General features: G+C 60.1%; 19 protein-coding genes, 2 tRNA genes and 1 pseudogene. 14 read left to right on the top strand and 8 right to left on the bottom strand.

All coding sequences use genetic code 11. The features are described 5' to 3' along the window. Positions 1 to 9 precede the first annotated feature (9 nt). A complete protein-coding gene (dnaG, locus tag B0E55_RS16775; RefSeq protein ID WP_003941578.1) occupies positions 10 to 1,929 on the top strand; it encodes a DNA primase in 1,920 nt (639 codons plus the stop codon). Between the two features lies 1 nt (position 1,930). Here the strand turns inward: dnaG and B0E55_RS16780 are convergent, their stop codons facing one another. Then, on the bottom strand, positions 1,931 to 2,182 hold the full coding sequence (locus tag B0E55_RS16780) for a hypothetical protein (protein ID WP_046378744.1): 252 nt from the start codon (positions 2,180 to 2,182) through the stop codon (positions 1,931 to 1,933). A 136-nt stretch (positions 2,183 to 2,318) separates the two neighbouring features. Here B0E55_RS16780 and B0E55_RS16785 point away from each other — a divergent pair. Then, positions 2,319 to 2,391 (top strand) — tRNA-Asn (locus tag B0E55_RS16785). A gap of 56 nt (positions 2,392 to 2,447) precedes the next feature. Here the strand turns inward: B0E55_RS16785 and B0E55_RS32560 are convergent. After that, positions 2,448 to 2,684 carry an HAD-IA family hydrolase gene (locus B0E55_RS32560; RefSeq protein WP_241896077.1) on the bottom strand — a complete coding sequence of 79 codons (237 nt, stop codon included), beginning with the start codon at positions 2,682 to 2,684 and terminating at the stop codon, positions 2,448 to 2,450. Positions 2,685 to 2,865: 181 nt separating this feature from the next. Next, positions 2,866 to 3,063 carry a hypothetical protein gene (locus B0E55_RS32200; protein WP_003941659.1) on the bottom strand — a complete coding sequence of 66 codons (198 nt, stop codon included), beginning with the start codon at positions 3,061 to 3,063 and terminating at the stop codon, positions 2,866 to 2,868. Positions 3,064 to 3,240: 177 nt separating this feature from the next. On the opposite strand from B0E55_RS32200, the gene B0E55_RS16800 reads away from it, so the two are divergent. Further along, a tRNA-Ile gene (locus B0E55_RS16800) sits at positions 3,241 to 3,314 on the top strand. Positions 3,315 to 4,141: 827 nt separating this feature from the next. Here B0E55_RS16800 and B0E55_RS16810 read toward each other — a convergent pair. Both B0E55_RS16810 and B0E55_RS31690 read right to left on the bottom strand, forming a co-directional pair. After that, the gene (locus tag B0E55_RS16810; RefSeq protein WP_080910074.1) at positions 4,142 to 5,104 is read right to left on the bottom strand and encodes an HTTM domain-containing protein; all 963 of its coding nucleotides are present in this window, start codon (positions 5,102 to 5,104) and stop codon (positions 4,142 to 4,144) included. After that, positions 5,101 to 5,592 carry a hypothetical protein gene (locus tag B0E55_RS31690; RefSeq protein ID WP_020969946.1) on the bottom strand — a complete coding sequence of 164 codons (492 nt, stop codon included), beginning with the start codon at positions 5,590 to 5,592 and terminating at the stop codon, positions 5,101 to 5,103. Before B0E55_RS31690 ends, B0E55_RS16810 begins: the two co-directional genes overlap by 4 nt. 366 nt (positions 5,593 to 5,958) lie before the next feature. On the opposite strand from B0E55_RS31690, the gene B0E55_RS31695 reads away from it, so the two are divergent. Continuing rightward, positions 5,959 to 6,675 carry an SGNH/GDSL hydrolase family protein gene (locus tag B0E55_RS31695; protein WP_157902083.1) on the top strand — a complete coding sequence of 239 codons (717 nt, stop codon included), beginning with the start codon at positions 5,959 to 5,961 and terminating at the stop codon, positions 6,673 to 6,675. 1,165 nt (positions 6,676 to 7,840) lie between these two features. Here the strand turns inward: B0E55_RS31695 and B0E55_RS32205 are convergent. After that, positions 7,841 to 8,182, bottom strand: a complete 342-nt coding sequence (locus B0E55_RS32205) for a hypothetical protein (RefSeq protein ID WP_241896078.1) — start codon at positions 8,180 to 8,182, stop codon at positions 7,841 to 7,843. Positions 8,183 to 8,425: 243 nt separating this feature from the next. Between B0E55_RS32205 and B0E55_RS16840 the strand changes: the two genes are divergently transcribed. After that, a complete protein-coding gene (locus B0E55_RS16840; RefSeq protein WP_080910120.1) occupies positions 8,426 to 8,944 on the top strand; it encodes a DinB family protein in 519 nt (172 codons plus the stop codon). Here B0E55_RS16840 and B0E55_RS16845 read toward each other — a convergent pair whose 3' ends face one another. Beyond that, the gene (locus tag B0E55_RS16845; RefSeq protein ID WP_080910077.1) at positions 8,945 to 10,417 is read right to left on the bottom strand and encodes a mannitol dehydrogenase family protein; all 1,473 of its coding nucleotides are present in this window, start codon (positions 10,415 to 10,417) and stop codon (positions 8,945 to 8,947) included. A gap of 7 nt (positions 10,418 to 10,424) precedes the next feature. Beyond that, entirely contained in the window at positions 10,425 to 11,435 is a 1,011-nt protein-coding gene (locus tag B0E55_RS16850) for an NAD(P)-dependent alcohol dehydrogenase (RefSeq protein WP_080910121.1), read from the bottom strand. A 139-nt stretch (positions 11,436 to 11,574) separates the two neighbouring features. On the opposite strand from B0E55_RS16850, the gene B0E55_RS16855 reads away from it, so the two are divergent. The 9 genes and pseudogenes from B0E55_RS16855 to B0E55_RS16895 all read left to right on the top strand — a co-directional run bounded on the left by B0E55_RS16855 (position 11,575) and on the right by B0E55_RS16895 (position 22,143). Then, the gene (locus tag B0E55_RS16855) at positions 11,575 to 12,573 is read left to right on the top strand and encodes a sugar-binding transcriptional regulator (RefSeq protein ID WP_021334180.1); all 999 of its coding nucleotides are present in this window, start codon (positions 11,575 to 11,577) and stop codon (positions 12,571 to 12,573) included. Between the two features lie 63 nt (positions 12,574 to 12,636). Beyond that, positions 12,637 to 13,991: pseudogene (locus B0E55_RS16860) on the top strand (ABC transporter substrate-binding protein). Further along, the gene (locus B0E55_RS16865) at positions 13,988 to 14,938 is read left to right on the top strand and encodes a carbohydrate ABC transporter permease (protein WP_019748978.1); all 951 of its coding nucleotides are present in this window, start codon (positions 13,988 to 13,990) and stop codon (positions 14,936 to 14,938) included. The pseudogene B0E55_RS16860 and the gene B0E55_RS16865 overlap by 4 nt, the downstream one beginning before the upstream one ends. After that, complete coding sequence (locus B0E55_RS16870; RefSeq protein WP_020969937.1) at positions 14,938 to 15,804, top strand: carbohydrate ABC transporter permease; 867 nt, start codon at positions 14,938 to 14,940, stop codon at positions 15,802 to 15,804. Before B0E55_RS16865 ends, B0E55_RS16870 begins: the two co-directional genes overlap by 1 nt. 27 nt (positions 15,805 to 15,831) lie before the next feature. Beyond that, positions 15,832 to 16,926, top strand: a complete 1,095-nt coding sequence (locus tag B0E55_RS16875; protein WP_019748976.1) for an ABC transporter ATP-binding protein — start codon at positions 15,832 to 15,834, stop codon at positions 16,924 to 16,926. 95 nt (positions 16,927 to 17,021) lie between these two features. Then, positions 17,022 to 17,939: a carbohydrate kinase family protein gene (locus B0E55_RS16880; protein WP_080910078.1), complete on the top strand. Its 918-nt coding sequence runs from the start codon at positions 17,022 to 17,024 to the stop codon at positions 17,937 to 17,939. 95 nt (positions 17,940 to 18,034) lie between these two features. Next, the gene (locus tag B0E55_RS16885; protein ID WP_080910079.1) at positions 18,035 to 20,251 is read left to right on the top strand and encodes an MMPL family transporter; all 2,217 of its coding nucleotides are present in this window, start codon (positions 18,035 to 18,037) and stop codon (positions 20,249 to 20,251) included. An 18-nt stretch (positions 20,252 to 20,269) separates the two neighbouring features. Continuing rightward, positions 20,270 to 21,472 (top strand): sensor histidine kinase, encoded by a 1,203-nt coding sequence (locus tag B0E55_RS16890; RefSeq protein ID WP_019748973.1) that lies wholly within the window; start codon positions 20,270 to 20,272, stop codon positions 21,470 to 21,472. After that, complete coding sequence (locus tag B0E55_RS16895; protein ID WP_019748972.1) at positions 21,469 to 22,143, top strand: response regulator; 675 nt, start codon at positions 21,469 to 21,471, stop codon at positions 22,141 to 22,143. Before B0E55_RS16890 ends, B0E55_RS16895 begins: the two co-directional genes overlap by 4 nt. The last annotated feature ends 27 nt before the right edge of the window (positions 22,144 to 22,170 follow it).

Raw genomic sequence — 22,170 nt, forward strand, 5'->3', positions numbered from 1 at the left:
CTGATGTACGTGGCGGGCCGAATTTCTGACAGAGACATCGCGGCCATTCGCGAACGCACTCGCATCGAGGACATCGTCGGTGAATACGTTTCACTCAAGCGTGCCGGTGGCGATTCGATCAAAGGTCTGTGTCCCTTTCACGACGAGAAGTCGCCGTCGTTCCACGTGCGACCCAACCACGGCCTCTACCACTGCTTCGGCTGCGGTGAGGGCGGGGACGTGTACTCGTTCCTGCAGAAGATGGATCACATCAGCTTTGTCGAGGCTGTCGAGCAGTTGGCGGATCGGCTCAGCTACACGATTTCGTACGAGGGTGGTGGGCCTTCCGTTCAGCGCGATCGCGGCACTCGTGCACGCTTGATCGCGGCAAACGCGGCGGCTCAGGAGTTCTACGCTGCTCGTCTGCGCGAACCCGATGCCCAGGCGGCGCGCGACTACCTCACCGAGAGAAACTTCGACGGTGCAGCGGCACTGCAGTTCGGGTGTGGATACGCGCCCGAAGGTTGGGACACTCTCACAAAACACTTGATGTCCAAGGGCTTCGAATTCAAGGAACTCGAAGCAGCCGGGCTGTCCAAAGAGGGGCGACGAGGTCCGATCGACCGGTTCCATCGCCGTCTTCTGTGGCCGATCCGCAGCGTCGCCGGTGACGTCATCGGCTTCGGTGCCCGCAAGCTTTTCGACGACGACACCATGCCGGGTAAGTACGTCAACACGCCGGAAACGATCCTCTACAAGAAGTCTCAGGTCCTGTTCGGCTTGGACCTCGCCAAGCGCGACATCGCCAAGGGGCACCAGGCGGTAGTCGTCGAGGGCTACACCGACGTCATGGCGATGCACTTGGCCGGCGTCAAGACCGCCGTCGCTTCGTGTGGAACCGCCTTCGGTGAGGAGCACCTCGCGATGCTCCGCCGACTCCTGATGGACGACAGCTACTTTCGCGGTGAGATCATCTACACCTTCGACGGTGATGCCGCAGGGCAGGCCGCTGCGATGAAGGCGTTCGAGGGTGATCAGAAGATGGCCGGGCAGACGTTCGTCGCCGTCGCGCCCGACGGAATGGACCCGTGCGATCTGCGTCTGAAGTCTGGTGACGCCGCCGTTCGCGACCTCGTGGCACGGCGCACTCCGATGTTCGAGTTCGTGGTGAAGTCCATCCTCACCGAACACGATCTGGAGACCGCTGAAGGTCGCGTCGAGGCACTGCGTCGTACCGTCCCCGTCGTTGCGCAGATCAAGGAATCAACTCTGCGCGACAGCTACGCGAATCTGTTGTGCGGATGGGTCGGTTGGGACGATCTTCCGTCGGTTCGACGACGCGTGCGTGACGAAGCTCGCAAACGGGCGTCGACGCGCGGATCTTCACCGGCGCCCAAGCGTCGTCAGGTTGTCGAGGCACCTGCCGCCGATGCGCTTGCGCTGCCGATCGGAATCTCCAGGCCCCGGCCCAACGATCCGGCGCTCTCGACGCAGCGAGCTGTCCTCAAGGCCGCATTGCAGCACCCTGGCATCGCCGGCAGTGTCTTCGACTCGTTGCCTCCCGAGACATTCACCCACCCCGCCTACGTTGTCATCAGACAGGCAATGGCTGACGCCGGTGGAACGAGCAAGGGGCTCGGTGGGGCCGAGTGGATCGAAGTCGTCACCAAGGGCGTCGAGGACATGACGGTGGCCTCGGTTGTATCTGAGCTGGCCGTCGAACCGATGCCGTGCGACGAAGACACGGTTCCGCGCTACATCAACGGAGTGCTCGCACGACTGCAGGAAGCGTGGGTGGGCGAGCAGGTTGCCGACCTCAAATCCAAGCTTCAGCGCGTTTCACCTGCTGCGGCCCCCGAGGAGTACAACTCACTGTTCGGAGACCTCGTGGCCCTGGAGCAGTATCGCCGACAGCTGCGTGAGCAGGCTGTCGGCGACCAAAGCGTCTGACCTAGCGGCTTTTCTTCAACTGGTCGTGGGGGACCAGAATCGTGGTCTCCTCGTTGATCGGCTTCATCGGCTCGAGCTTGGGCTGAGTACTCAGTGAGTCGGCCAGCTTCTGCCGTGACGCGTCCAACACCTTCTTGGTGGCCGGACTAGTGGCCACCGCCTTCGCGGCCCGGCTGATCTGCTCGTATCGTGCGCGGCCCGCTTTGGTTCCCAGGACGTACCCAGCTGCAACACCGATCAACAAACGCATCATTCCTGCTTCCCTCCAGCACCGATCGTCCTGACTCCATCCTGCCTGATGACTCGCTGGGCAGGCGATTTGGTACTTCGGTGGAGGATTCGCTACAGTTTCTCAGGCAACGCCGGAACGGGCGAAGCGAGCAAGACAATCCCCTGTAGCTCAATTGGCAGAGCTTCCGACTGTTAATCGGACGGTTGCTGGTTCGAGTCCAGCCGGGGGAGCAGCAAAGCCCCTCACCTGAGAAATCTGGTGGGGGGCTTTCTTGTATTCGTCGCCGCTAGTGCGTTTGCAGCAGACCCACCGATCGAAGTGCCGATCCGACGTCTGCCGCTTTGTTTGCTTGTTCTGCGAGAATTCCCAGCCGTCGAGCGCTGAGGACGTTCACCGGGTTGTCGTCGACGAAGAAGGTCTGCTGTGGACGCGCATCGAGAAACTCCAGCGCAGCCAGGAAGGCCGCAGGGTCGGGTTTGGTAGCTCCGAGCATGCAGGAGAAAACATGCTCGTCGATTGCCACTGGAGTTACAACACTTTCGATGGCGGCCAACAGGACAGGTCCATTGTCGTTTTCAGTGACGCCGATGGCCGCTGCACCCGTGAACGCGACGTGTAGATATTGGCGACAGATACACCAAAGCCCGACGCAAGTGTCTGCGTCGGGCTTTCGGTGGAACCGTCGAACTGTTTGACGGGTGCGCTTACTTCGCTGCGCGATCCGACGGCTCGAACAGCCGGATGATGTGGCTGGGGTTGATGTAATAGACACCATTCGGAGAATTGAGGACGAGAGTGTCTTCGGTGAAATCGGTGACGGTGCCGTTCAGCTTCGCGCCGTCGGACATGATGATCCGGATCGTGGCCTTCGAGTTCTTGAATTCGGTCAGTGCAAGCTTCATGTGGTGATCCTGTTCCGTGGGGTGTGCACTCCCACGGTATCGGCTCATCGCTCCTGCGCCGACCAACCTTGGAAGACTCGACTCGAAAGAGTGCAACGCGTCACCGCCTGCCCGATTGTGATCCGCGTCGGATGTGCCGGTAACATTCGGATTCGCCGCGATGCATCGCATCCGGATGGGGCGGTAGCTCAGTCGGTTAGAGCCGTGGACTCATAATCCATTGGTCGCGGGTTCGAGCCCCGCCCGCCCCACGTTCAGGTGCCGTGAGCCCGCGGGTCAGCCCCAATGACTTTTGTCGAAGATCATGCTGCAGACGATCGCCAAGGCGACTAGTGCGCAAAGTGCAATCACCAGGACAGTTGCCCACACGTTGTTGGGATTGAATCGCCTGGCAATGCGCCTGCGGTTGCGTCTGAGTCGAGCGTTCGTGGTCACACAACGAATCGTCGCATCATGATCGTCGATCGCAGATGAGGTGAAAGTCTCGGATACAGATGACCAATTTCCCGACAGTGTCGGATGTGCAACGCTTCTGGACGTGACCGAGATGGCGACCACTCGGAAGACGAAGGAAAAGTAGGTACCTTTCCAGGTATTTCAGCGTATGTGCTCAACCAGCCGAAGTGTCACGCTCTAGATGTACCTACGCACGGCGATCGGAGGTGATTTCGACGATCGAACTCAGGGGTCACTGAACAATTGTCTGTACCTGCCGGCGCGAGCCCGGCCCACAGGTGACGACGATGCGTTCCAGTGACCCCCTGAGCGTCGACGCACGCTGGTTTAGCAGATAGCTGGCAAGAAACCATCTTCGCCTGGTGTAAGTGCAGGCAGTCGAGCCGACCCCCCGCGGCTCGACTGCCCCCAACACGCGATGTGGGGTCCGAATGGCGGCGCCGAATTGGCGATTGGGGCGCCCGTCTGCGAACCGAATGTCAGTGAATGTAGAAGTTCTCGGAATTTCATTGGGAGACAGTAGGTTTGTTTGATCCCCAGGTTGAGGGAGTCTGGGGATCGCCTACCTGTGATTGGGGCACTCACGAACTGTGACGGAAAGGTCCGCTCCCGGATATTAGATTTACGGTGCGTCCGAACTGGCCGGAGATACTTGACGTGGAGTTTCCGGCGCCGACGTTCTACCGATATCGGGCCTTCTGCCCAGGACTCGCTTGGTGACCCATACAGCAGGCGCCGACAGGAACGGCAGATACACGAAGATATAGCTGTCGAACTCGATGCCCAACGCGAGATAAACCCCAAGGTGAAACCCGAGTAAGACGACGATCCCGATTCTGAACAAGACAGGGAAGAGCACGGCAACGATCAACCAGCCTTCAGCGAAGACAGTGGCGTAGTCGAGTGCCTTCCATAGCCACTCCGAATGGATGTCGAATAGTTCGTGGGTCAGCGGACCGAGCTTGGTGGGGTCAGCGACGTCTCGTGCAACGTAGCCCCGGGTTGCCTGCAATTCGGGGTTCAGCCAGCCGGACGCAGCTTTGGGTAGTGCCGCTGTAAACAGGGCGTAGGCGACCGTCACTGCCCAGATGAGCATGGGCAGTCCGCGGGTTTGAAGTGCTTTGCGTTGTGTGCGTGAACGTCGTGCGTCGAGGGACCATGCGGCGCCCCATCCAGCGGCTGCCATGGCCACCGGCAAGATTTCGAAAAGAATGAAGTGGTCGACCTTGCCGAAGGAATTGACCAACCCGCTGCCAGTCATGAGCGTGAGGGTCATTGCGATGGACGCGGCCGTCGTTCGATATCCGACCAAGATGGCGATCGCCAGGATGAATCGGGCGACTTCGAGTCCGACGAGGAAGTTCTCGGAGGGTGGTGACGACAGCAGGGAGAACGGACCGGATTGCGGATGAAACAGAATCGAGGGAACCTCGCCCGCCCACGTGTAGTCGATGGGAAACGCGATCACATATAGCGCGAAGAGAATTCGAATGACAGCGAGGAACCTCGCATCCCCGCGGTACGCCTCGCACAACTGATCGATGTGGTCGCGCAGGAACAACAGAGTTCCCGCACGGGCACTCATAGATCAACCCTTGTCGTTTCGCACGGGTCAGTTGACGCATCGGTTCCGTCGGTGATGTCGATAATTGTTTTGCGCCAGCAGAACTCGATACTGTCCGGGATGGCACCACTTCCGACTTCGACGCTGCGGTTTCGGAGCCATTCGACCAATTCAGGGTCCGCGGTTCGGGTGTTTCGGTCGCCTGCCCCGCTGGGGCGGAACGCATAATCGAGTGATGCTCTCGCGGATGAGTAGCGAATATCGCCGGCGAGATCCACTGGGTTGGGACTGATCGTGGATCCGTCGGTGTAATGGAGAGTGATATCCAAGCCACTTCCACTGAACTCGCCGTCTGCATTGGGCACGCCACCGAAGCTGGGCATGCGAATTGTCGGGTACGGCTCAGGGCGGACACCGAACGAGTAGGCGCCTTGCACGAGGAGTACGACTGCGAGTGCTGCGATCGCGATCAGTCGCCGATTGCTGCGCTTTGCTTCTGTTTCCGGCATGTCGACGTTCTTCCTGGCACCTGGTGCCGGTTTCTTCGAATGAGAAAAATAGAGGGGATTGCCGAGCGAGGGGACTGGGTGTTGTCGCGCGTCCGTGCAGATGTGCCGAAAGTAGTTGAAGTGTCGACGAAATATAGCTGCGCGATTGCCGCTTGTCGCAGTGTTGATTTGAAAATGGACTTTGGTCCGTCGAATGGGGGACAGTGGGCCCTGAATGCTTTGCCGCGCCTTAACTTCCAGCAAGCTTGGCCCCAGTCTGCTGTGAGAGCGGGATTTCACTCCTTCGTCGATGGCCGATTCAAGCGGAACGACAGATGCTTGACACTCGCTCAGAGGCAACATGATTCGACCCCGTATGTTTACGGGGTGACCAAACCCAACAAGCGAACTGTCGCCGTCATCGGTGCCATGGTTTTCACCGTCGTAGCGGTGATCGTAGGATTTGCGTACGAGCAATCCCGAGACAGTCGGGCAACTGCCTCTGTATCGCAGACTGACAGTTCGGCGCCGGCGCTGAATGCCCCTACCGACGACTTCGACACGGTCGCAATTTTGGGGGACTCGTACTCGATTCCGAACACGACGGGAGATCATTGGCCGGCGCTGCTCGCCTTCGATCGTCGCTGGTACCTGGCAGATTTTGCGAGCGGTGGCACCGGCTACGTCCAGGGAAACGAGGAAAAAGGCAAGCTACCGTTCGGTGCGAAAATTGATCAGGTCGTTGCGGTGAATCCCGAGGTCGTCATCATCGCCGGCGGTCGGAACGATGTTTCGTACCCGCTCGAGGTGCGAGATGCGACTCGGGAGTTGTATGCGCAGCTACGAGATCGGCTTCCTCACGCCAAGGTTGTCGTCATCGGCCCCATCATGGACAACCGGCCTCCATCCGAGACCGCTGTCAATGTCAACGATCGAATCCGTTCCGCCGCTGAGCAGTACAAGCTGCCTTTCATTGATGCGCTCGCCGAGAACTGGCTGTCGGACCCGACGTTACTCAAGGAAGACGGCATGCATCCCACGCCGGCAGGTCAAAGGCTCATGTTCGAGAAGATCAGCGAGCACCTTCACTCGCTCGGTCTCTAGCTCTGAAGGAAAGCGAAGAGGACCCCGCAGGTGCGGGGTCCTCTTTTTCGTGAAAAGTATTGTCGGACTTAGGTCATCAGTAGCGAGGACTTTGGGCGCAGTCTTGGCTGGCCGGCTGCCTCGCACGGTGATGGAAAAGTTCGGGTAAGAAGGCTCTCGCGGGCTGTGTCGCCGCCCCTATCCGCGTTGCGGCTTTTGTGCATCGCAGTTCGCCGCAGGTGATGCACGCGCGGCGATATCTACGCTGGGAGCTCGTCGGCGGAATGTCGTTCTCGTGCCTTGCCGGTGGCTCGACCATCACTGCAGCCTGAACGGAGATGGCAGGGATGGCGTAGATCATGTCGACAAGTTGGCCACCCTTGATGTTCTGCGCCACCCGTGATCAAACCGGGCAATCGGAACAAAGTGCTTGTCGAAGAGTTACAGTTGATGTTAATATGTAACGATAAGTCGCAAATGAACAGCGGCTTCGAGGTCGCGCTACCGGAAGCCGATGGGCGCCGGGGGAGATTGGTCTGCTGTCGATGCGCGACGCCGTTGGGCGGCACAGATAAAGGCTCTGCGAGTTGCTCCCGGTCGCACCCCTGATCAACCTGACAGACCAACGTAACGGAGAACGTACTGTGACAATCAAGAACTCGATCGCGGCTGGTGTCATAGCCGATCATGGAAACAGGCTGTTCGGCAACACTATTCGATCAGCTGAAGGTGAGGAACTCGTCCAGCGGCTGAATGCCATGTTCGAGCGAGCGAACAGCACAGGTCAGGTGGTGAATCAACGAGAACTCTCGACCGTGCTTTCTGTGCGGAGATCCGAGGGTTCCCCGGGCGACCGGTCGATTCCGGCGCCTGACAGGCTGATGCGTGCGACCGAGGGACTCTCGTACGAATCCCTCTCCTTGTTGATTTGTGCGGCCAAGCATTTGCTGCGTTCGGAAGGCGTACATGTCGACTCGGCGCCCTTCACCTGAAGGAACGACGAGACCAGTTGAAGCCTCGGCCAGAGTCGCGTCACAGGATCTTTGACGTTGAACTGAAAGCTCTGGGGAATTTCAAGTGACCGGCCGTCGCAGACGAACGAAAATTTGTCACCAACGGAATGGCGTTGATACGTCGTTGTCCGGAATTCCTTTGTGCGAGGGGCGAACCAGACGTCCAGTGTTGCTCAACCGCAGGATCCTGATTCTGCCTTCTCGAATGCCTCCTCGATGCGCTGACGCCCCTCAGCGTCGAATCCCCTCCAGTCGCGGTATGGTCCGCTCATGTATTCGCGGACTCGATCGATCGGTGACGCGGAATCGCTAGGAGTACGTCCCAATTCTTCGGCCAATCCGAGTATCGACTGGCAGATCTTTTCGACGGAGTCTGGTACTTCGAGCCTTCGGACCCACGTTCCGCCCGTTTCGGTTGTTGTCGTTGCGGTGTCGGGTTGCTGCACTGTCTGCGACCCGCAGCCCACAATCAACAAGCCGGCAGCGAGAGTGGACAAGGCGAGCGAAGAGCGCATGTTACGAATCAAACCAGATGCCGCAAACGATGATGGAAATACGGATCAACATTCGCCCCGGGCACTCGAATGAAGTGAATTGACGACCACCGCCTGCTCTTGCTGTTGCGCGGCTTGGGTGCGCCCACTTCCGCGCCACACGCGGAGAGTGTCAGCACGAAGGTAACCGAAATACCGAGCACGATTCGCTTCATCGGCCGATCGAAGCAGACTGACCCCGCCCTGGCGGACTATTCTCGATCCATGCCGATCACCCCGGATACAAAGAACTGGACCTGGGTCCTCGAACGCCCATGCGCCGAGTGCGGGTTTGATTCGTCCGCTGTTGCGTTCGCGGATGTTCCAGATCTTGTGCGTAGCAATGCCGTCTCGTGGGCCGAGGTACTGGAGCGCGAGAATGTGACGGAGCGACCGGACAGCGAAACATGGTCAGCGCTGGAGTATTCCGCCCACGTACGCGACGTGTTCAGGATCTTCAAGGTGCGGTTGGAACAGATGCTCGAATTCGACGATCCGCGATTCGAGAACTGGGATCAAGACGCAACAGCTGAGGCCGAGCGGTACAACGACCAAGATCCGGCAACGGTGGCATCGGAATTGTCCGACGCCGCCGCGGAGGTCGCGAATGCCTTCGAAACCGTGCCAGAGGGTAGCCGCCAACGACGGGGTCTCCGCAGTGACGGATCGGCGTTCACCGTCGAATCGTTGGCGGCCTACTTCATTCACGATCCGATCCATCACCTGCACGACGTCTCGGCGTAGTCAGAGCCCGCGCACCTCCTCGAGGGTTCTTCTGGCTCCGACGGAGTGCAACGAGTCGAGGGTCTTTCGGAAGCTTGCGACAAATCGGCGATCGTCCACGAGATCGCCGAACACTTGGCGGTACCCGATGAAGGCCAACGGGTCGCTCGACTGTTTCTGGGCGAGCGGCACCAGAGCGTCCGACAGCTGATCGACGACGGTGATGGGATCTCCGTTCTCGTCTGTGCCCTCGGCGTAGCGGGCCCAGCTGGCGACAATTGCGGTGGACAGGTTGATCGACCCACCGGTGTCGAGTTGGGTCCGGATGACGGGCAACAGCCACTTGGGAATTCGATCGGACGACTCGGCGCACAGACGCGCAATCGTGTCGCGGACCTGGGGGTTCGAGAATCGTTCGATGAGGGTCTTCTTGTACTGATCGAGGTCGACGCCGGGTACCGGATCAAGGGTCGGCGTCGCTTCCAGATTCATGTAGTCGAGCAGGAACCCTGACAAGAGTTCGTCCTGGCATGCCTCGTGGACCAGGCGGTATCCGGCAAGGTAGCCGAAGTACGCGATGCCTTGATGGCTGGCATTAAGAAGGCGCAGTTTCATCAGTTCGTACGGGCGAACATCCGGCACGAGATTGACGCCGGCATTCTCCAGAGGTGGCCTGCCTGAGGTGAACTCGTCCTCGAGGAACCACGCGGTGAACGGCTCAGCTGCGACCGGCCACTGATCGTCCACGCCAAACGTCTCGGCGATCTCGGTGGTCACCTCGGCTGTCGTGACGGGTGTGATCCGGTCGACCATGGAGTTGGGGAAGGCGCCGTTCTCGTCGATCCACTCCGCAAGTTCGGGATCCTTCAGGGCGGCGAACGCTCCGACTGCCGTCCTGGCGACCGATCCGTTGCCTTCGATGTTGTCGCAACTCATGATCGTGAAGGGAGCGAGGCCCCGGTCGCGACGGAGTGCGAGGGCCGCACAAATCAGACCGAAGGTGGTGCGGGGGAGTGTTCCCGGCTCGAGATCGTGCATCACATCGGGATGGGACGCGTCGAACTCGCCCGTAGTGTGCGAGATGTTGTATCCGCCCTCGGTGATGGTGAGAGATACGATTTTCGTCGATTCGGATGCCATCTTTTCGATCACCGCCTCCGGATCGTCGGGCGCGAACAAGTACTCGACGATCGACCCGATGACCCGGCCCTGGAGGGTTCCGTCAGCATGCTTGAGCGCCAGCGTGTAGAGGCCGTCCTGCGCGCGGAGTGCGTCTTTCATTCGCTTGTCCGACGGCATCACTCCCACTCCGCAGATTCCCCAGTCGAAGGCTTCACCTCGTCGCAGGAGGGTATCGATGTACAGGGCCTGGTGTGCACGGTGAAAGCCTCCGACACCGAAATGCACTATGCCGGTAGTGACTTTGCTCCGGTCGTAGGTCGGCACTTCGAGTGCAGCATCGAAGTCGAGCAAGGTCTTCGTATTGAGTTCCATGAAAGTTCTAGTCTCCTTCGGCGACGATGACTACGGCTTTGATGCTGCCGGGAATGCGATCGGCCACCAGGGCCTCTTGCGATTGTTCGAGTGAAAAGCGTGCTGTGACCATCGAATCCAGGTCGACGCGCCCGGCAGCGACCAGTGCGGCGGCGATCGGCCACGTGTTGGCGTATCGGAACACTCCGGTGAGCATCAGTTCGCGATTCTGAATGATCGGGACCGGCAACGGTATCTCGTCGGCACCCATTCCGACCAGAACGACGGTCCCAGCGGGCCGAACTGCGTGAATCCCGTCGATCACTGCGGCCGTGGCACCCGAGGCGTCGATGAACGCATCGACGGCCAGCGAGCGTACGTCGCTTTCACGAGGATCAACGACGGTTGTTGCGCCGAATTTCAGTGCCACATCACGCCGGGCCGCATCGATGTCCGAGACGATGACTTCCGTCGCGCCGAATGCCTTGGCCACCTGCGTCGTCACGATTCCTACCGGGCCGGCGCCGGCGATCAACACACGAGAGCCGGCAGTGATTCCCGCTTTCTGGGCTGAGGCGATCCCTACGGAGAGTGGCTCGAACAGCGCAGCTGCCTCGTAGGACACGGAATCTGCGATGGGATAGGCGAAGTCGGCACCGATCGTGACGTAGTCGGTCAGCGCACCGTCGATCGGCGGCGTCGCGAAGAATTCCATATGAGGGCAGAGGTTGTATCTGCCTGCCTTGGATTCGGGACTTGTCGGATCGGGCTTCTGAGGCTCGATGGAGACGCGCTGCCCGATGCGTCTTGGGTCGACGCCGTCACCGACTGCGGCGATGCGTCCAGATGCTTCGTGTCCGAGAACGAGCGGTGAGTTGACTACGTAAGGGCCGATGCGACCTTCGTGAAAGTAGTGCGCGTCCGACCCGCACACGCCCACTGCATGGATGCGAACGAGGACTTCACCCGTCTTCGGGGACGGTCGTGGTCTCTCGACCATCTGCATCTTTCCGGTCTCAACGAGGACATTTGCCCGAATTGTCGCAGGTAGATCGACGGATTCTCCGGAAACTGTTGTGTGGGTCACAACGTAGATGTTAGCTTAATGAGCATAAGAACATCTAGTGAGCATCTGCTCACGATCAAGAAACTTTGAACCTGATACACAAGGAGACCGTGTGAACCAGTCGGCTCAGCCCGCAGGACTCAAGTCGTCGAAGTTGCCGGCTTCCGAGGATGTGCGGCTCGCCTTGCGGGCAGCGACCATGTATCACCTCGAAGGCGCTACTCAGGCGGAGATTGCAGCGAAGTTGGGCGTCTCGCGGCCTACGGCCGGGCGGCTGTTGGCCAGGGCGCGGACGCAAGGTTTGGTCAGGGTCGAGATTATGGTGCCGCCGGAGCTCGAAGGTTCGGTGAACACGGAGTTGGAATCGAAACTGGAGAAGCACTTCGGGTTGGCCGAAGTTTTGATTGTGCCCGAAGCAAATTCGGACTCGGACGATCCGGACTTCGACGCGCTCGGCCGACGAGCAGCGGAAGTTCTGGTTCGTCGTCTGCAGCCGTCGAGCGTTCTCGGGTTTACCTGGGGTCCGGAAACCGTTGCGGTAGCAGGATCTTTGCCAGACAAGGCGGCGAAGTGCTCGGCTGTGGTACAACTTGACGGCTCCATGACGGTGACCGACTACCAAACCGGTGTCGACTTCACCATCGGCCGATGTGCACAACAGTTGCAGGCCAATCCTATTCGCCTCAATGCTCCGCTATATGCCGACCCGGCGACTGTGGAGTCGATGCGAAACGACTCGGTCATCTCGAAGGCGCTGCAAGCCGGAACTGATTCCGACATCATGGTTTTCGGAGTTGGTGCCGTCTCGACTGCCACGACCTTGTTTGCCGGTAGCTTCGTCGACTCGACCATGCTGGACGAGTTGGAAAGTCGAGGCGCTGTCGGTGAAATCGGCGGCCGTTTCTACACGATCGACGGCAATCCAGTGGAGGGGCCACTGCCTGAGCGAACGGTCTCCGTATCGCTCGACGCAGTGAAATCCTGCGATCAGACGATTCTGATTTCGGGGGGAACACACAAACGCCAGGCCGTTCTGGGCGCATTGCGCGGAGGTTTGGCAAACGTACTCGTCACCGACGTCGAGTGCGCCCAGTGGCTGCTCGAAGGCTAGCGATCTCACGAGTTTCGCTGTCCGAGCGCGCGACTGACACGCAAGTGTGAAGGAAGGTAATCCGTGAAAACAGGAAGACGAGTGTGGGGCGCTGCCGCGGCGGCGCTCTGCCTCCTGGTGTCGGGATGTGCGGGCGCTGGTGCGCTCGGTGGTTCCGGCGAACGAACAGTCACCATCGCGATGGTGTCGAACTCGCAGATGCAGGACGCCATCAAACTGGCGCCGGCTTTCGAAGCCGAGAACCCTGGCATCGACCTCAAATTCGTCAGCCTTTCCGAGAACCAGGCGCGTGCCAAGATCACAGCGTCGACGGCAACCGGCGGCGGTGAGTTCGACGTCGTGATGATCAGCAACTACGAGACACCTCAGTGGGCCGCCAACGGTTGGCTCACGAACCTGTCCGAGTATGCAGACAAGACGCCCGGTTATGACGAGGACGACTTCATACCGTCGATCAAGACTTCTCTGTCATACGAGGACAGTATGTACGCGGTCCCGTTCTACGGGGAGTCGTCGTTCCTGATGTACCGCAAGGATCTGTTCGATCAGGCGGGGATAACAGTTCCCGAAGACCCGACGTGGCAAGAAGTTGCAGGTTGGGCAGCGCAGTTCGACAACCCGGATGCCAAGATGGCGGGAATCTGTTTGCGTGGAAAGCCTGGCTGGGGTGAGGTACTCGCGCGCCGCTGAACACCGTGATCAACACCTTCGGTGGACGCTGGTACGACGAGAATTGGAATGCGCAGCTGACCAGTCCGCAGGTCGAGGATGCGGTTCAGTTCTACGTGGACACGGTCAAGGAGCACGGTCAGCCGGGCCCTGCCACAAGCGGATTCGGTGAATGTGCAACACAATTCGCGCAAGGCAACACGGCGATGTGGTACGACGCGACGTCGGCTGTGTCGGTTCTCGAGGACCCTGCGTCGTCGAAGGTAGTCGGCAACATCGGATATGCGAAGGCCCCGAAGGTCGAGAAGTCCGATCCTGGTTGGCTCTACACCTGGGCGCTCGGAATCCCGGAGTCGGCAAAGAACAAAGATGACGCCTGGAAGTTCATTTCCTGGATGACGAACAAGGACTACATCCAGAAGGTCGGAACCGAACTCGGCTGGTCGAGAGTTCCTCCGGGAAGTCGCCTATCGACCTACGAGATTCCGGAATATCAAGAGGCCGCACAGGCATTCGGTCCGATCACCCTCGAATCGATCAACAATGCAGATCCGAAGAACCCGACAGTGCAACCGGTTCCGTACACCGGCGTCCAGTTCCTCACCATCCCTGAGTTTCAGGACCTGGGCACTCGCGTCAGCCAGCAGATCAGTGCTGCCATCGCGGGTCAGAAGAGCGTGAAAGAAGCACTCGAACAATCCCAGCAGTATGCCGAGGTGGTCGGCAAGACCTATCAGGAGAACCGATGACTACGGTTGCCGAGCCCAGAACTACGGTGGACGACGCGCCACCGGTCCGTGTCGAAAAGAAGATCTCCCGCGCCGAGGGTTGGCGTCGTAGAGGTCCCCTGTTGCCGGCGTTGATCTTCTCGATCGTCGTCACCCAGATTCCGTTTCTGTTCACCCTCTACTACTCGACGCAGTCGTGGAACCTTGTCCGGCCGGGATCGCGGCACTTCAACGGGTTCGACAACTACATCGAGGTTTTCAAGGACAGTCAGTTTCGGGAAGTCGCGGTCAACACGGTCATCATGATCGTGGGTACGGTCATCGTTTCGGTGATCCTCGGACTCGCGTTGGCACTCCTACTCGACAGAGCCTTCCTCGGTCGCGGGATCGTGCGGACACTGCTGATCACGCCATTTCTCATCACCCCCGTCGCTGGCGCATTGCTCTGGAAGACAACAATGTTCGACCCGGTGTTCGGTATCGTGAACTTTGTCCTCCAGCCTTTCGGTGTCGGCCAGGTCGACTGGGTCAGCAAGTTTCCGCTCGCCGCCGTCATGATCAATCTGATCTGGCAGTGGACGCCTTTCATGATGCTGCTCATTCTGGCCGGCTTGCAGTCCATGCCCCGAGACATCCTCGAAGCCGCACGGGTGGACGGAGCCAAGCCGTTTGCGATGTTCCGCGAACTGACACTGCCGCACCTGCGCCGTTTCATCGAACTCGGTGCAGTTCTGGGTGCGATCTACCTCGTGAACACCTTTGACGCGGTGTACATGATGACGTCGGGCGGGCCCGGCGTGGCCAGTTCGAATCTGCCGTTCTACATCTACCAGCGCGCGTTCCTCGGCTTCGACGTAGGTCAAGCTGCGGCGATGGGTGTCGTGACAGTGATCGCGACCATCATCGTGTCGACACTTGCGCTCCGATTGATCTTCAAGAGCTTCACCGGCAACGAGGAGGCGGCGTGATGACTGCCGTAGAGACCACAAGCGCGACGACCGACAAGCCCGTAGTGAAGAAAAAGAAGAGCAGTAAGTTCAGTCCGTGGTCGGTCGTGGCGTGGATCGCCGCTCTCGGATTCTTCTTCCCGGTCTTCTGGATGGTCCTGACCGCGTTCAAGACCGAGGCAGACGCCTACACGGACCCGCCGAAGCTGTTCTTCACTCCCACCCTCGAACAGTTCCGTGCCGTCCTCGATTCCGGTCTGGGTACAACGCTGGCGAACTCGGCATTTGCCACAGGAATGTCGACGATTCTTGTTCTGCTACTGGGTGTTCCGGCTGCGTTTGCATTGTCTCTTCGCCCGGTGAAGAAGACGCAGGATGTGCTGTTCTTCTTCATCAGTACCAAGATGCTCCCAGTCGTCGCCGCAATCGTGCCGCTGTACGTGATCGTCAACGACATCGGATTGCTCGACAACATCTGGGCGCTGGTCATCTTGTACACATCGATGAATCTGCCGATCGCAGTGTGGATGATGCGTTCGTTCTTTCTCGAAGTCCCCGGCGAGCTTCTCGAAGCCGCCAGCATGGACGGCGCGAGCTTGTGGACCTCGGTCCGAGAGGTGATCCTCCCGCTGATCTCGCCCGGAATTGCTGCGACTGCGCTGATCTGCGTGATCTTCTCGTGGAACGAATTCTTCTTCGCAGTCAACCTGACAGCTGTTCAAGCGCAGACGATTCCGGTCTTCCTGGTCGGCTTCATCACCGGCGAGGGCCTCTACTGGGCTCGGCTCTCCGCGGCAGCGACCATGGCGGCATTGCCCGTCATCCTGGCCGGTTGGTTCGCCCAGAACAAACTGGTGCGCGGCCTGTCCTTCGGTGCAATCAAATAATTCTCCTCACCCTCTCAGGAGTTCGTCATGGCTGAAATCTCGTACCAGAAAGCGTCTTGCATCTACGAAGGTGCCGGGACCCTCGCTGTAGATTCACTCGATCTTGACATCAAGGACGGGGAGTTCATCGTGCTCGTCGGTCCGTCAGGTTCCGGAAAGTCCACGGCCCTGCGCATGTTGGCAGGGCTCGAGGACATCGATTCCGGTGCGATCACCATCAACGGCAAGGACATGACCGATGTCCCGTCGAAGGATCGCGACATCGCAATGGTCTTCCAGAATTACGCGCTGTACCCCAATAAAACCGTCGGCGAAAACATGGGGTTCGCGTTGAAGATGCGCGGTGTGCCCGTCGAGGAGCGTAAGAAGAAAGTTGCCGAAGCGGCCAAACTGCTTGACCTGACGGAATACCTCGACCGCAAACCGGCCAAGCTTTCCGGCGGTCAACGGCAGCGAGTTGCCATGGGCCGAGCAATCGTTCGTGAACCGCAAGTGTTCTGCATGGACGAGCCGCTCTCCAACCTCGACGCAAAGCTACGCGTCCAGACCCGCACGCAGATCGCGGCGTTGCAGCGTCGTCTCGGAACCACCACCGTCTACGTCACGCACGATCAGGTGGAAGCGATGACGATGGGTGATCGCGTGGCAGTGCTCAAGGGCGGCAAGTTGCAACAATTCGCTTCTCCGACCGAACTTTACGATCGGCCGGCCAATGCGTTTGTTGCAGGCTTCATCGGATCTCCCGGTATGAACTTGGTAACGGCGCCGGTCAGTTCGGGTGGGGTGCGTTTCGGCGACGTCGAGGTTCCGCTGGACCGCGAGCAGATGGCGGCAATCGCCGCGGCCGGTCTGGCTTCGGTCACAGTGGGAATTCGGCCCGAGCAATTCCAGGTGGTTGCTGCCGGAGACGGAATCGCAGCTCAGATCGACCTGGTAGAGGAACTGGGCAACGAGTCGTACATCTACGCACACGTGCCTGGTACCGAAGCCGACCCGATCTCGCTCGTTGCACGCACCGGCGGGCGATCGAAGCTGCAGTACGGCCAGACGCTGGGCTTCGAGCGGGTGGACGGTCCTGTTCACCTCTTCGACCCGACTACGGGTGAGCGCGTGGGTAGCTGAATCCCACCACAATCGTGACCTGCTCGGCACCCGAACTCGTTCGTGCCGAGCAGGTCACATCCATCTTCGACTGGTGAGAAGGTTAGGGTCTACCGATGAGTGATACACGCGAACGATCCGTCGTGGTGTGTGGTGAGGGACTGGTTGATCTGGTTCCGGTGGGGGAGAACTTCTCACCCAAGTTGGGCGGTGGACCGTTCAACGTTGCGATCGCGGTGGGTCGACTCGGATCCGACGTGGGATTCGTCTCTCGCTTGTCCACCGACGCGTTCGGAGATCGGATGTTCGACTCGCTGGCCGCGTCGAATGTCGACACGACCGGAGTCGAACGTGGGTCCGAGCCGACAACTCTGGCCGTCGTGAACCTTGCAGCGGACGGAGGTGCGCGGTATTCCTTCTACCTCGAGGGAACGGCGGATCGACAGTTCGCGCTGCCGAAACTTCCCTCTGCCCGGGCATTCTCGTTCGGAACGCTGTCGCTGGTGCTCGAGCCCGGGGCCTCCGCTTACGAAGCCATGCTGCACGAAGCGCACGCCCGCGGTCGACTCACCATGGTGGACCCCAACATTCGTCCGGCGGTGATCTCGGACCCGGAAGCATATCGACGACGATTTCGTTCGTGGTTGCCCGCCATCGATATTCTCAAAGTGAGCGACGACGACGCCAAGTGGTTGGGTTCGGTCGACGGCGCCGAGTGGCTCGACGAAGGCGTCGGCGCCGTACTGCTCACCCGTGGTGGTGACGGGTTGCGGTTGATCACCAAGGAACTCGATGTTTCGGTGCCGGCGCCCGCAGTCGACGTCGCGGACACGATCGGTGCGGGCGATACCGTTCACGGAGCCCTGCTGGCCTACCTTGATCGTCACGACGCACTCGACGTCGCCGTTGTGCGCGGGTTCTCCGAGGCAGATTGGTCGGCCGCGTTGACCTTTGCCGCACGCGCGGCAGCCGTCACCGTGTCACGACCAGGGGCGGATCCGCCGTGGTCAAGGGAGTTGGGCCTGCCCGTCTAGCACTGGGGACCACCGCCCTACTGCGAGCGCAGTACGTCGAACTGCCTACCTGTGCACGATGTGCGACGGGGTCGTGTATCGGCACAGTGATACGCATGTCGATATTCCTGTACAAACTCTCGCGACTCGCGTTTCGTCGTCGCTGGGCAATGGTGGGCTTCTGGGTCGTCCTGCTGGTGGCGGGCGGAGTAGGCGCAGCAACGCTGTCCGGTCCGACCGTCAACACATTGTCGATCCCGGGCACAGAATCGCAAGCGGCACAGGACCTTCTGGCTGAACGGTTCCCGGAATCGTCCACCGGCGGAGCCAGTGCTCGCATAGTCTTCGAATCTCCGGCGGGCACGACGCTCGCCGATCCGGCCATTCGACAATCCGTCAGTGAATTGGTCTCTGCGCTCGGGAAGGACCCCGAGGTTGCAGCGGTATCGGATCCGTATGCATCCGGCGGAGTGTCGCCGACTGGGACGATCGGATACATGCAGGTCTCCTATACAGCCGACTCGATGGACTTGCCGGACAGTTCGAAAGAACTGCTCGAGTCCGCTGTCCACGACGCCTCGGATTCAGGGCTGGCAGTCGATGTTGCCGGCAACGTGCTGATGGAAAGCAGCGCCGAATCGATGGGAGAGGTGATCGGAGTCGCGATCGCCGCGGTGGTGCTGACCGTCACCTTCGGTTCCTTGGTTGCGGCGGGGCTTCCTTTGATCAGCGCGTTGATCGGCATCGGCATCGCGATCTGCACGATCACCATCGCAACTGGTTTCATCGAATTGGGTTCGAGCACAACCGTCCTGGCAATGATGCTGGGGCTCGCCGTGGCGATCGACTATTCGCTGTTCATCGTCTCGCGCTACCGCTCCGAACTACGTGACGGACATGATCCGGAAATTGCTGCGGGCCGCGCAGCGGGGACTGCGGGTTCGGCCGTAGTGTTCGCGGGGTTGACCGTCCTCATCGCACTGGCCGGACTGTTCGTCGTGAACATCCCGTTCCTGACAAGCATGGGTCTGGCTGCAGCATTCGCAGTTGCTGTTGCAGTGGTGATTTCACTGACGCTGCTGCCCGCCACACTCGGATTTGCAGGGTCGCGCGTCCTGAGTCGGTCTGATCGTCGACTGCTGGCGTCCGGCGGTGAACTGACACACCGGAAACAGTCGGAGGGGGCGGGCTCGCGATGGGCCAAGTTCGTGATCCGGCGTCGAGTTCCGGTTTTGCTCGCGTCAGTCCTCGGGTTGGGATTGCTGGCGATCCCCACCTTCGGAATCAACCTGAGTTTGGCGAGCCCACCAGTGCCCGACACAACTGCCGCCAGGGCTACCGACCGACTATCCGAGGGGTTCGGTGCCGGGTTCAGCGGTCCGCTCATGGTGGTCGTCGACGTTGCCGACGCCGCAGATCCGGCAGCGGCATTGAGCGGCGCCCAGGAAAAGCTCGGTGCTCTGCCCGACGTAGCGGCAGTGACGCCGCCAGCACTCAATCAGGCCGGCGATACAGCAGTCATCACGGTGGTCCCCTCGAGTGGCCCGGAAACCGAGGCAACAAAGGCGCTCGTCGCAGATATACGTGAGGTCGCCGGATCACTGACCGACGAGACCGGGGCCACGATGTCGGTCACCGGTCAGACAGCGTTGACGATCGACGTCTCGGACCGCTTGGCTGATGCCCTCGTTCCCTACCTCGCATTGGTCGTCGGCCTCGCCTTCATTCTTTTGATGCTGGTGTTCCGCTCGATCTTGGTACCGCTCAAGGCAACTCTCGGATTTCTGCTCTCGATCGGCGCGACGTTCGGTGTGCTGGTCGCGATCTTCCAGTGGGGTTGGTTCGCCGGCATTCTCGGAATCGAAGGCCAAACCGGATCAGTTGTGGCGATGTTGCCCATCTTCATGATCGGCATCGTCTTCGGGTTGGCGATGGACTACCAGGTGTTCCTCGTGACCAGAATGCGTGAAGCGTTCGTCCACGGTGACGGACCGGACGAAGCAGTCGTGAAGGGCTTCGACCAGGGCGCGCGAGTCGTCACGGCCGCGGCGCTGATCATGATCGCCGTTTTCGCGGGCTTCATCTTCGGCGGCGACGCCTTCATCATGCAGATCGGACTCGGACTCTCGTTCGCGGTTCTGTTCGACGCCTTCGTGATTCGTATGACCGTCGTACCGGCCGTCATGTCCCTGTTGGGCCCGAAGGCATGGTGGTTCCCCTCATGGCTGGACCGGTTGGTCCCGAACGTCGATGTCGAGGGGGAGCAGTTGACTGCGCTGCTCGCAGATTCGAAGGAATCCAGTGAACCCACGAGCGACAAGTTGTCGGTATGACCCGGATACGGTAGATCGATGACTTCGACATCGACGTGGGGTCGATGGTGTGCGGAACACCCGCGCACCATCGACCTGGCACTGACGATCCTCGTGCTCCTTGCCACGTGGACGGCGCACCGCATCGCGCTCGATGGCAATGACACCCGCGAAGTAACAGTTGTGGGAGTCCTTGTAACAGCGATCGCAGCGGCGACCATCGTATTCCGAAGGCGCTACCCGTTCTCGGCGCTGGCGGTGGCAGTACTCCTCGGCGTATTGATGATTGCACTGTCAGCGCCGCCGAATGCCGGCACAGGTTCCGCGGCGATGGTGTGCCTCTACTACGTTGCCAGCACGAGTGACCGCCGGAGGACCTTCTTCGCAGCGGCGAGCACAGTCAGCTCGCTGATGCTCGTCACAATCTTCCTGGGAGTGGGGAACAATCTCCTGCAGGAGGCACTGGGGTTGTTGGCGTGGTTGCTGATGGCAAGTTTCGCCGGCGCCGAGGTCCGTTCTCGCCGCGCCTATCTGGAGTCCGTCGAGGCGCGCGCGGTGCAAGCGGAAAGAATGCGCGAGGACGAGGCCCGACACCGCGTCGTCGAAGAAAGGATGCGGATTGCGCGAGACCTGCACGACGTTGTCGCGCACCACATTGCCTTGGTCAACCTGCAAGTCGGGGTCGCGTCGCACTTGATCGGGAAAGACCCCGAGAAGGCGACGACTGCACTTCGCGGAGTGGAGGAAACGTCCAAGGCGGCACTCGATGAAATTCGGGCCACGGTCGGAGTTCTCCGTGACGCTCAGGACGGTGATCGCTCGATGAAACCGGCTCCGGGGCTTTCGGATCTACCGGCACTGGTGGATCAATTCGTCAGTGCGGGAATGGAAATCGAAGTGCGCGCAGTGGGTTCGCTACGCCCTCTCGGGCCAGCAGTAGACCTCACGGCGTACCGAATTATCCAGGAAGCACTCGTGAATGCGAGCAAGCATGCGTTGCCAGGGGCCGTCACCGTGTCGTTGTCGTACGAAGCCGAGGTTCTGGTGCTGTCGGTCGAAAACTCCGGAACGGCAGTGCCTTCGACGTCACCGCCCGGGTACGGACTGCTGGGAATGAAGGAGAGGGCACAGGCAATGGGAGGCGAGGTCTCAGCAGGATTCCGCGCGGACGGGGGATTTCGTGTGGACGCCCAACTACCGCTGGTCTCGGTCTCCAGCGGTTCGGAGCGTGAGGAGTCGTGAGTATTCGGGTGGTAGTGGCAGACGATCAGGCGCTATTCCGTCAAACGCTTGCGCTGCTGATCGGTTCGGAAGACGACATGGAGGTGGTCGCCGAGGCGGCAGACGGAGAGCAGGCATTCCAGGCGGCGCTCGAGCACCGACCCGACGTTGTACTGATGGACATTCGCATGCCGGGCACCAGCGGAGTCGAAGCGACCGCCATGATCGCCGATCATCCGGATTTGTCCGACGTACACGTACTGATCCTGACGACCTTCGAAGTGGATGAGCATGTGGCACAGGCGATCCGGGCGGGAGCGAGCGGCTTCATCGGCAAAGGAATCCGAGCTGAGGATCTACTTGATGCTGTTCGGACGGTCGCAGGTGGGAACTCTTTGTTGTCGCCGATTGCGACCAGCGCGTTGATTTCTCGATTCCTTTCCACTCCGTCGCGGGCCGACTCGACTTCCGGGATTTTCGGTCAATTGACACCACGCGAACTCGAAGTGGTCACCCTCGTTGCCCTCGGGATGTCCAACGACGAAATCGCCGCGGAATTGGTGATCAGCGCGGTCACGGCAAAAACCCATGTGAACCGGGCGATGACGAAACTGGATGTCCGCGACCGCGCGCAACTGGTGGTTCTCGCCTATCAATGCGGTGTGGTGATTCCGGGACGCTCGGTGGATTGACTCGAGAAACTCTTGACTCGAACGGGT

The organism is Rhodococcus sp. 66b (genome assembly GCF_002076325.1).
GTDB classification, from domain to species: Bacteria; Actinomycetota; Actinomycetes; order Mycobacteriales; family Mycobacteriaceae; genus Rhodococcus_F; species Rhodococcus_F erythropolis.

Bases quoted from the DNA above. Each gene is read 5' to 3' on its own strand.
- B0E55_RS16780 (WP_046378744.1), bottom strand. From the start codon at position 2,182: ATGATGCGTTTGTTGATCGGTGTTGCAGCTGGGTACGTCCTGGGAACC.
- B0E55_RS32200 (WP_003941659.1), bottom strand. From the start codon at position 3,063: ATGAAGCTTGCACTGACCGAATTCAAGAACTCGAAGGCCACGATCCGG.
- B0E55_RS16810 (WP_080910074.1), bottom strand. From the start codon at position 5,104: ATGAGTGCCCGTGCGGGAACTCTGTTGTTCCTGCGCGACCACATCGAT.
- B0E55_RS31690 (WP_020969946.1), bottom strand. From the start codon at position 5,592: ATGCCGGAAACAGAAGCAAAGCGCAGCAATCGGCGACTGATCGCGATC.
- B0E55_RS32205 (WP_241896078.1), bottom strand. From the start codon at position 8,182: ATGCGCTCTTCGCTCGCCTTGTCCACTCTCGCTGCCGGCTTGTTGATT.
- B0E55_RS16840 (WP_080910120.1), top strand. From the start codon at position 8,426: ATGCCGATCACCCCGGATACAAAGAACTGGACCTGGGTCCTCGAACGC.
- B0E55_RS16845 (WP_080910077.1), bottom strand. From the start codon at position 10,417: ATGGAACTCAATACGAAGACCTTGCTCGACTTCGATGCTGCACTCGAA.
- B0E55_RS16865 (WP_019748978.1), top strand. From the start codon at position 13,988: ATGACTACGGTTGCCGAGCCCAGAACTACGGTGGACGACGCGCCACCG.
- B0E55_RS16870 (WP_020969937.1), top strand. From the start codon at position 14,938: ATGACTGCCGTAGAGACCACAAGCGCGACGACCGACAAGCCCGTAGTG.
- B0E55_RS16875 (WP_019748976.1), top strand. From the start codon at position 15,832: ATGGCTGAAATCTCGTACCAGAAAGCGTCTTGCATCTACGAAGGTGCC.
- B0E55_RS16880 (WP_080910078.1), top strand. From the start codon at position 17,022: ATGAGTGATACACGCGAACGATCCGTCGTGGTGTGTGGTGAGGGACTG.
- B0E55_RS16885 (WP_080910079.1), top strand. From the start codon at position 18,035: ATGTCGATATTCCTGTACAAACTCTCGCGACTCGCGTTTCGTCGTCGC.
- B0E55_RS16890 (WP_019748973.1), top strand. From the start codon at position 20,270: ATGACTTCGACATCGACGTGGGGTCGATGGTGTGCGGAACACCCGCGC.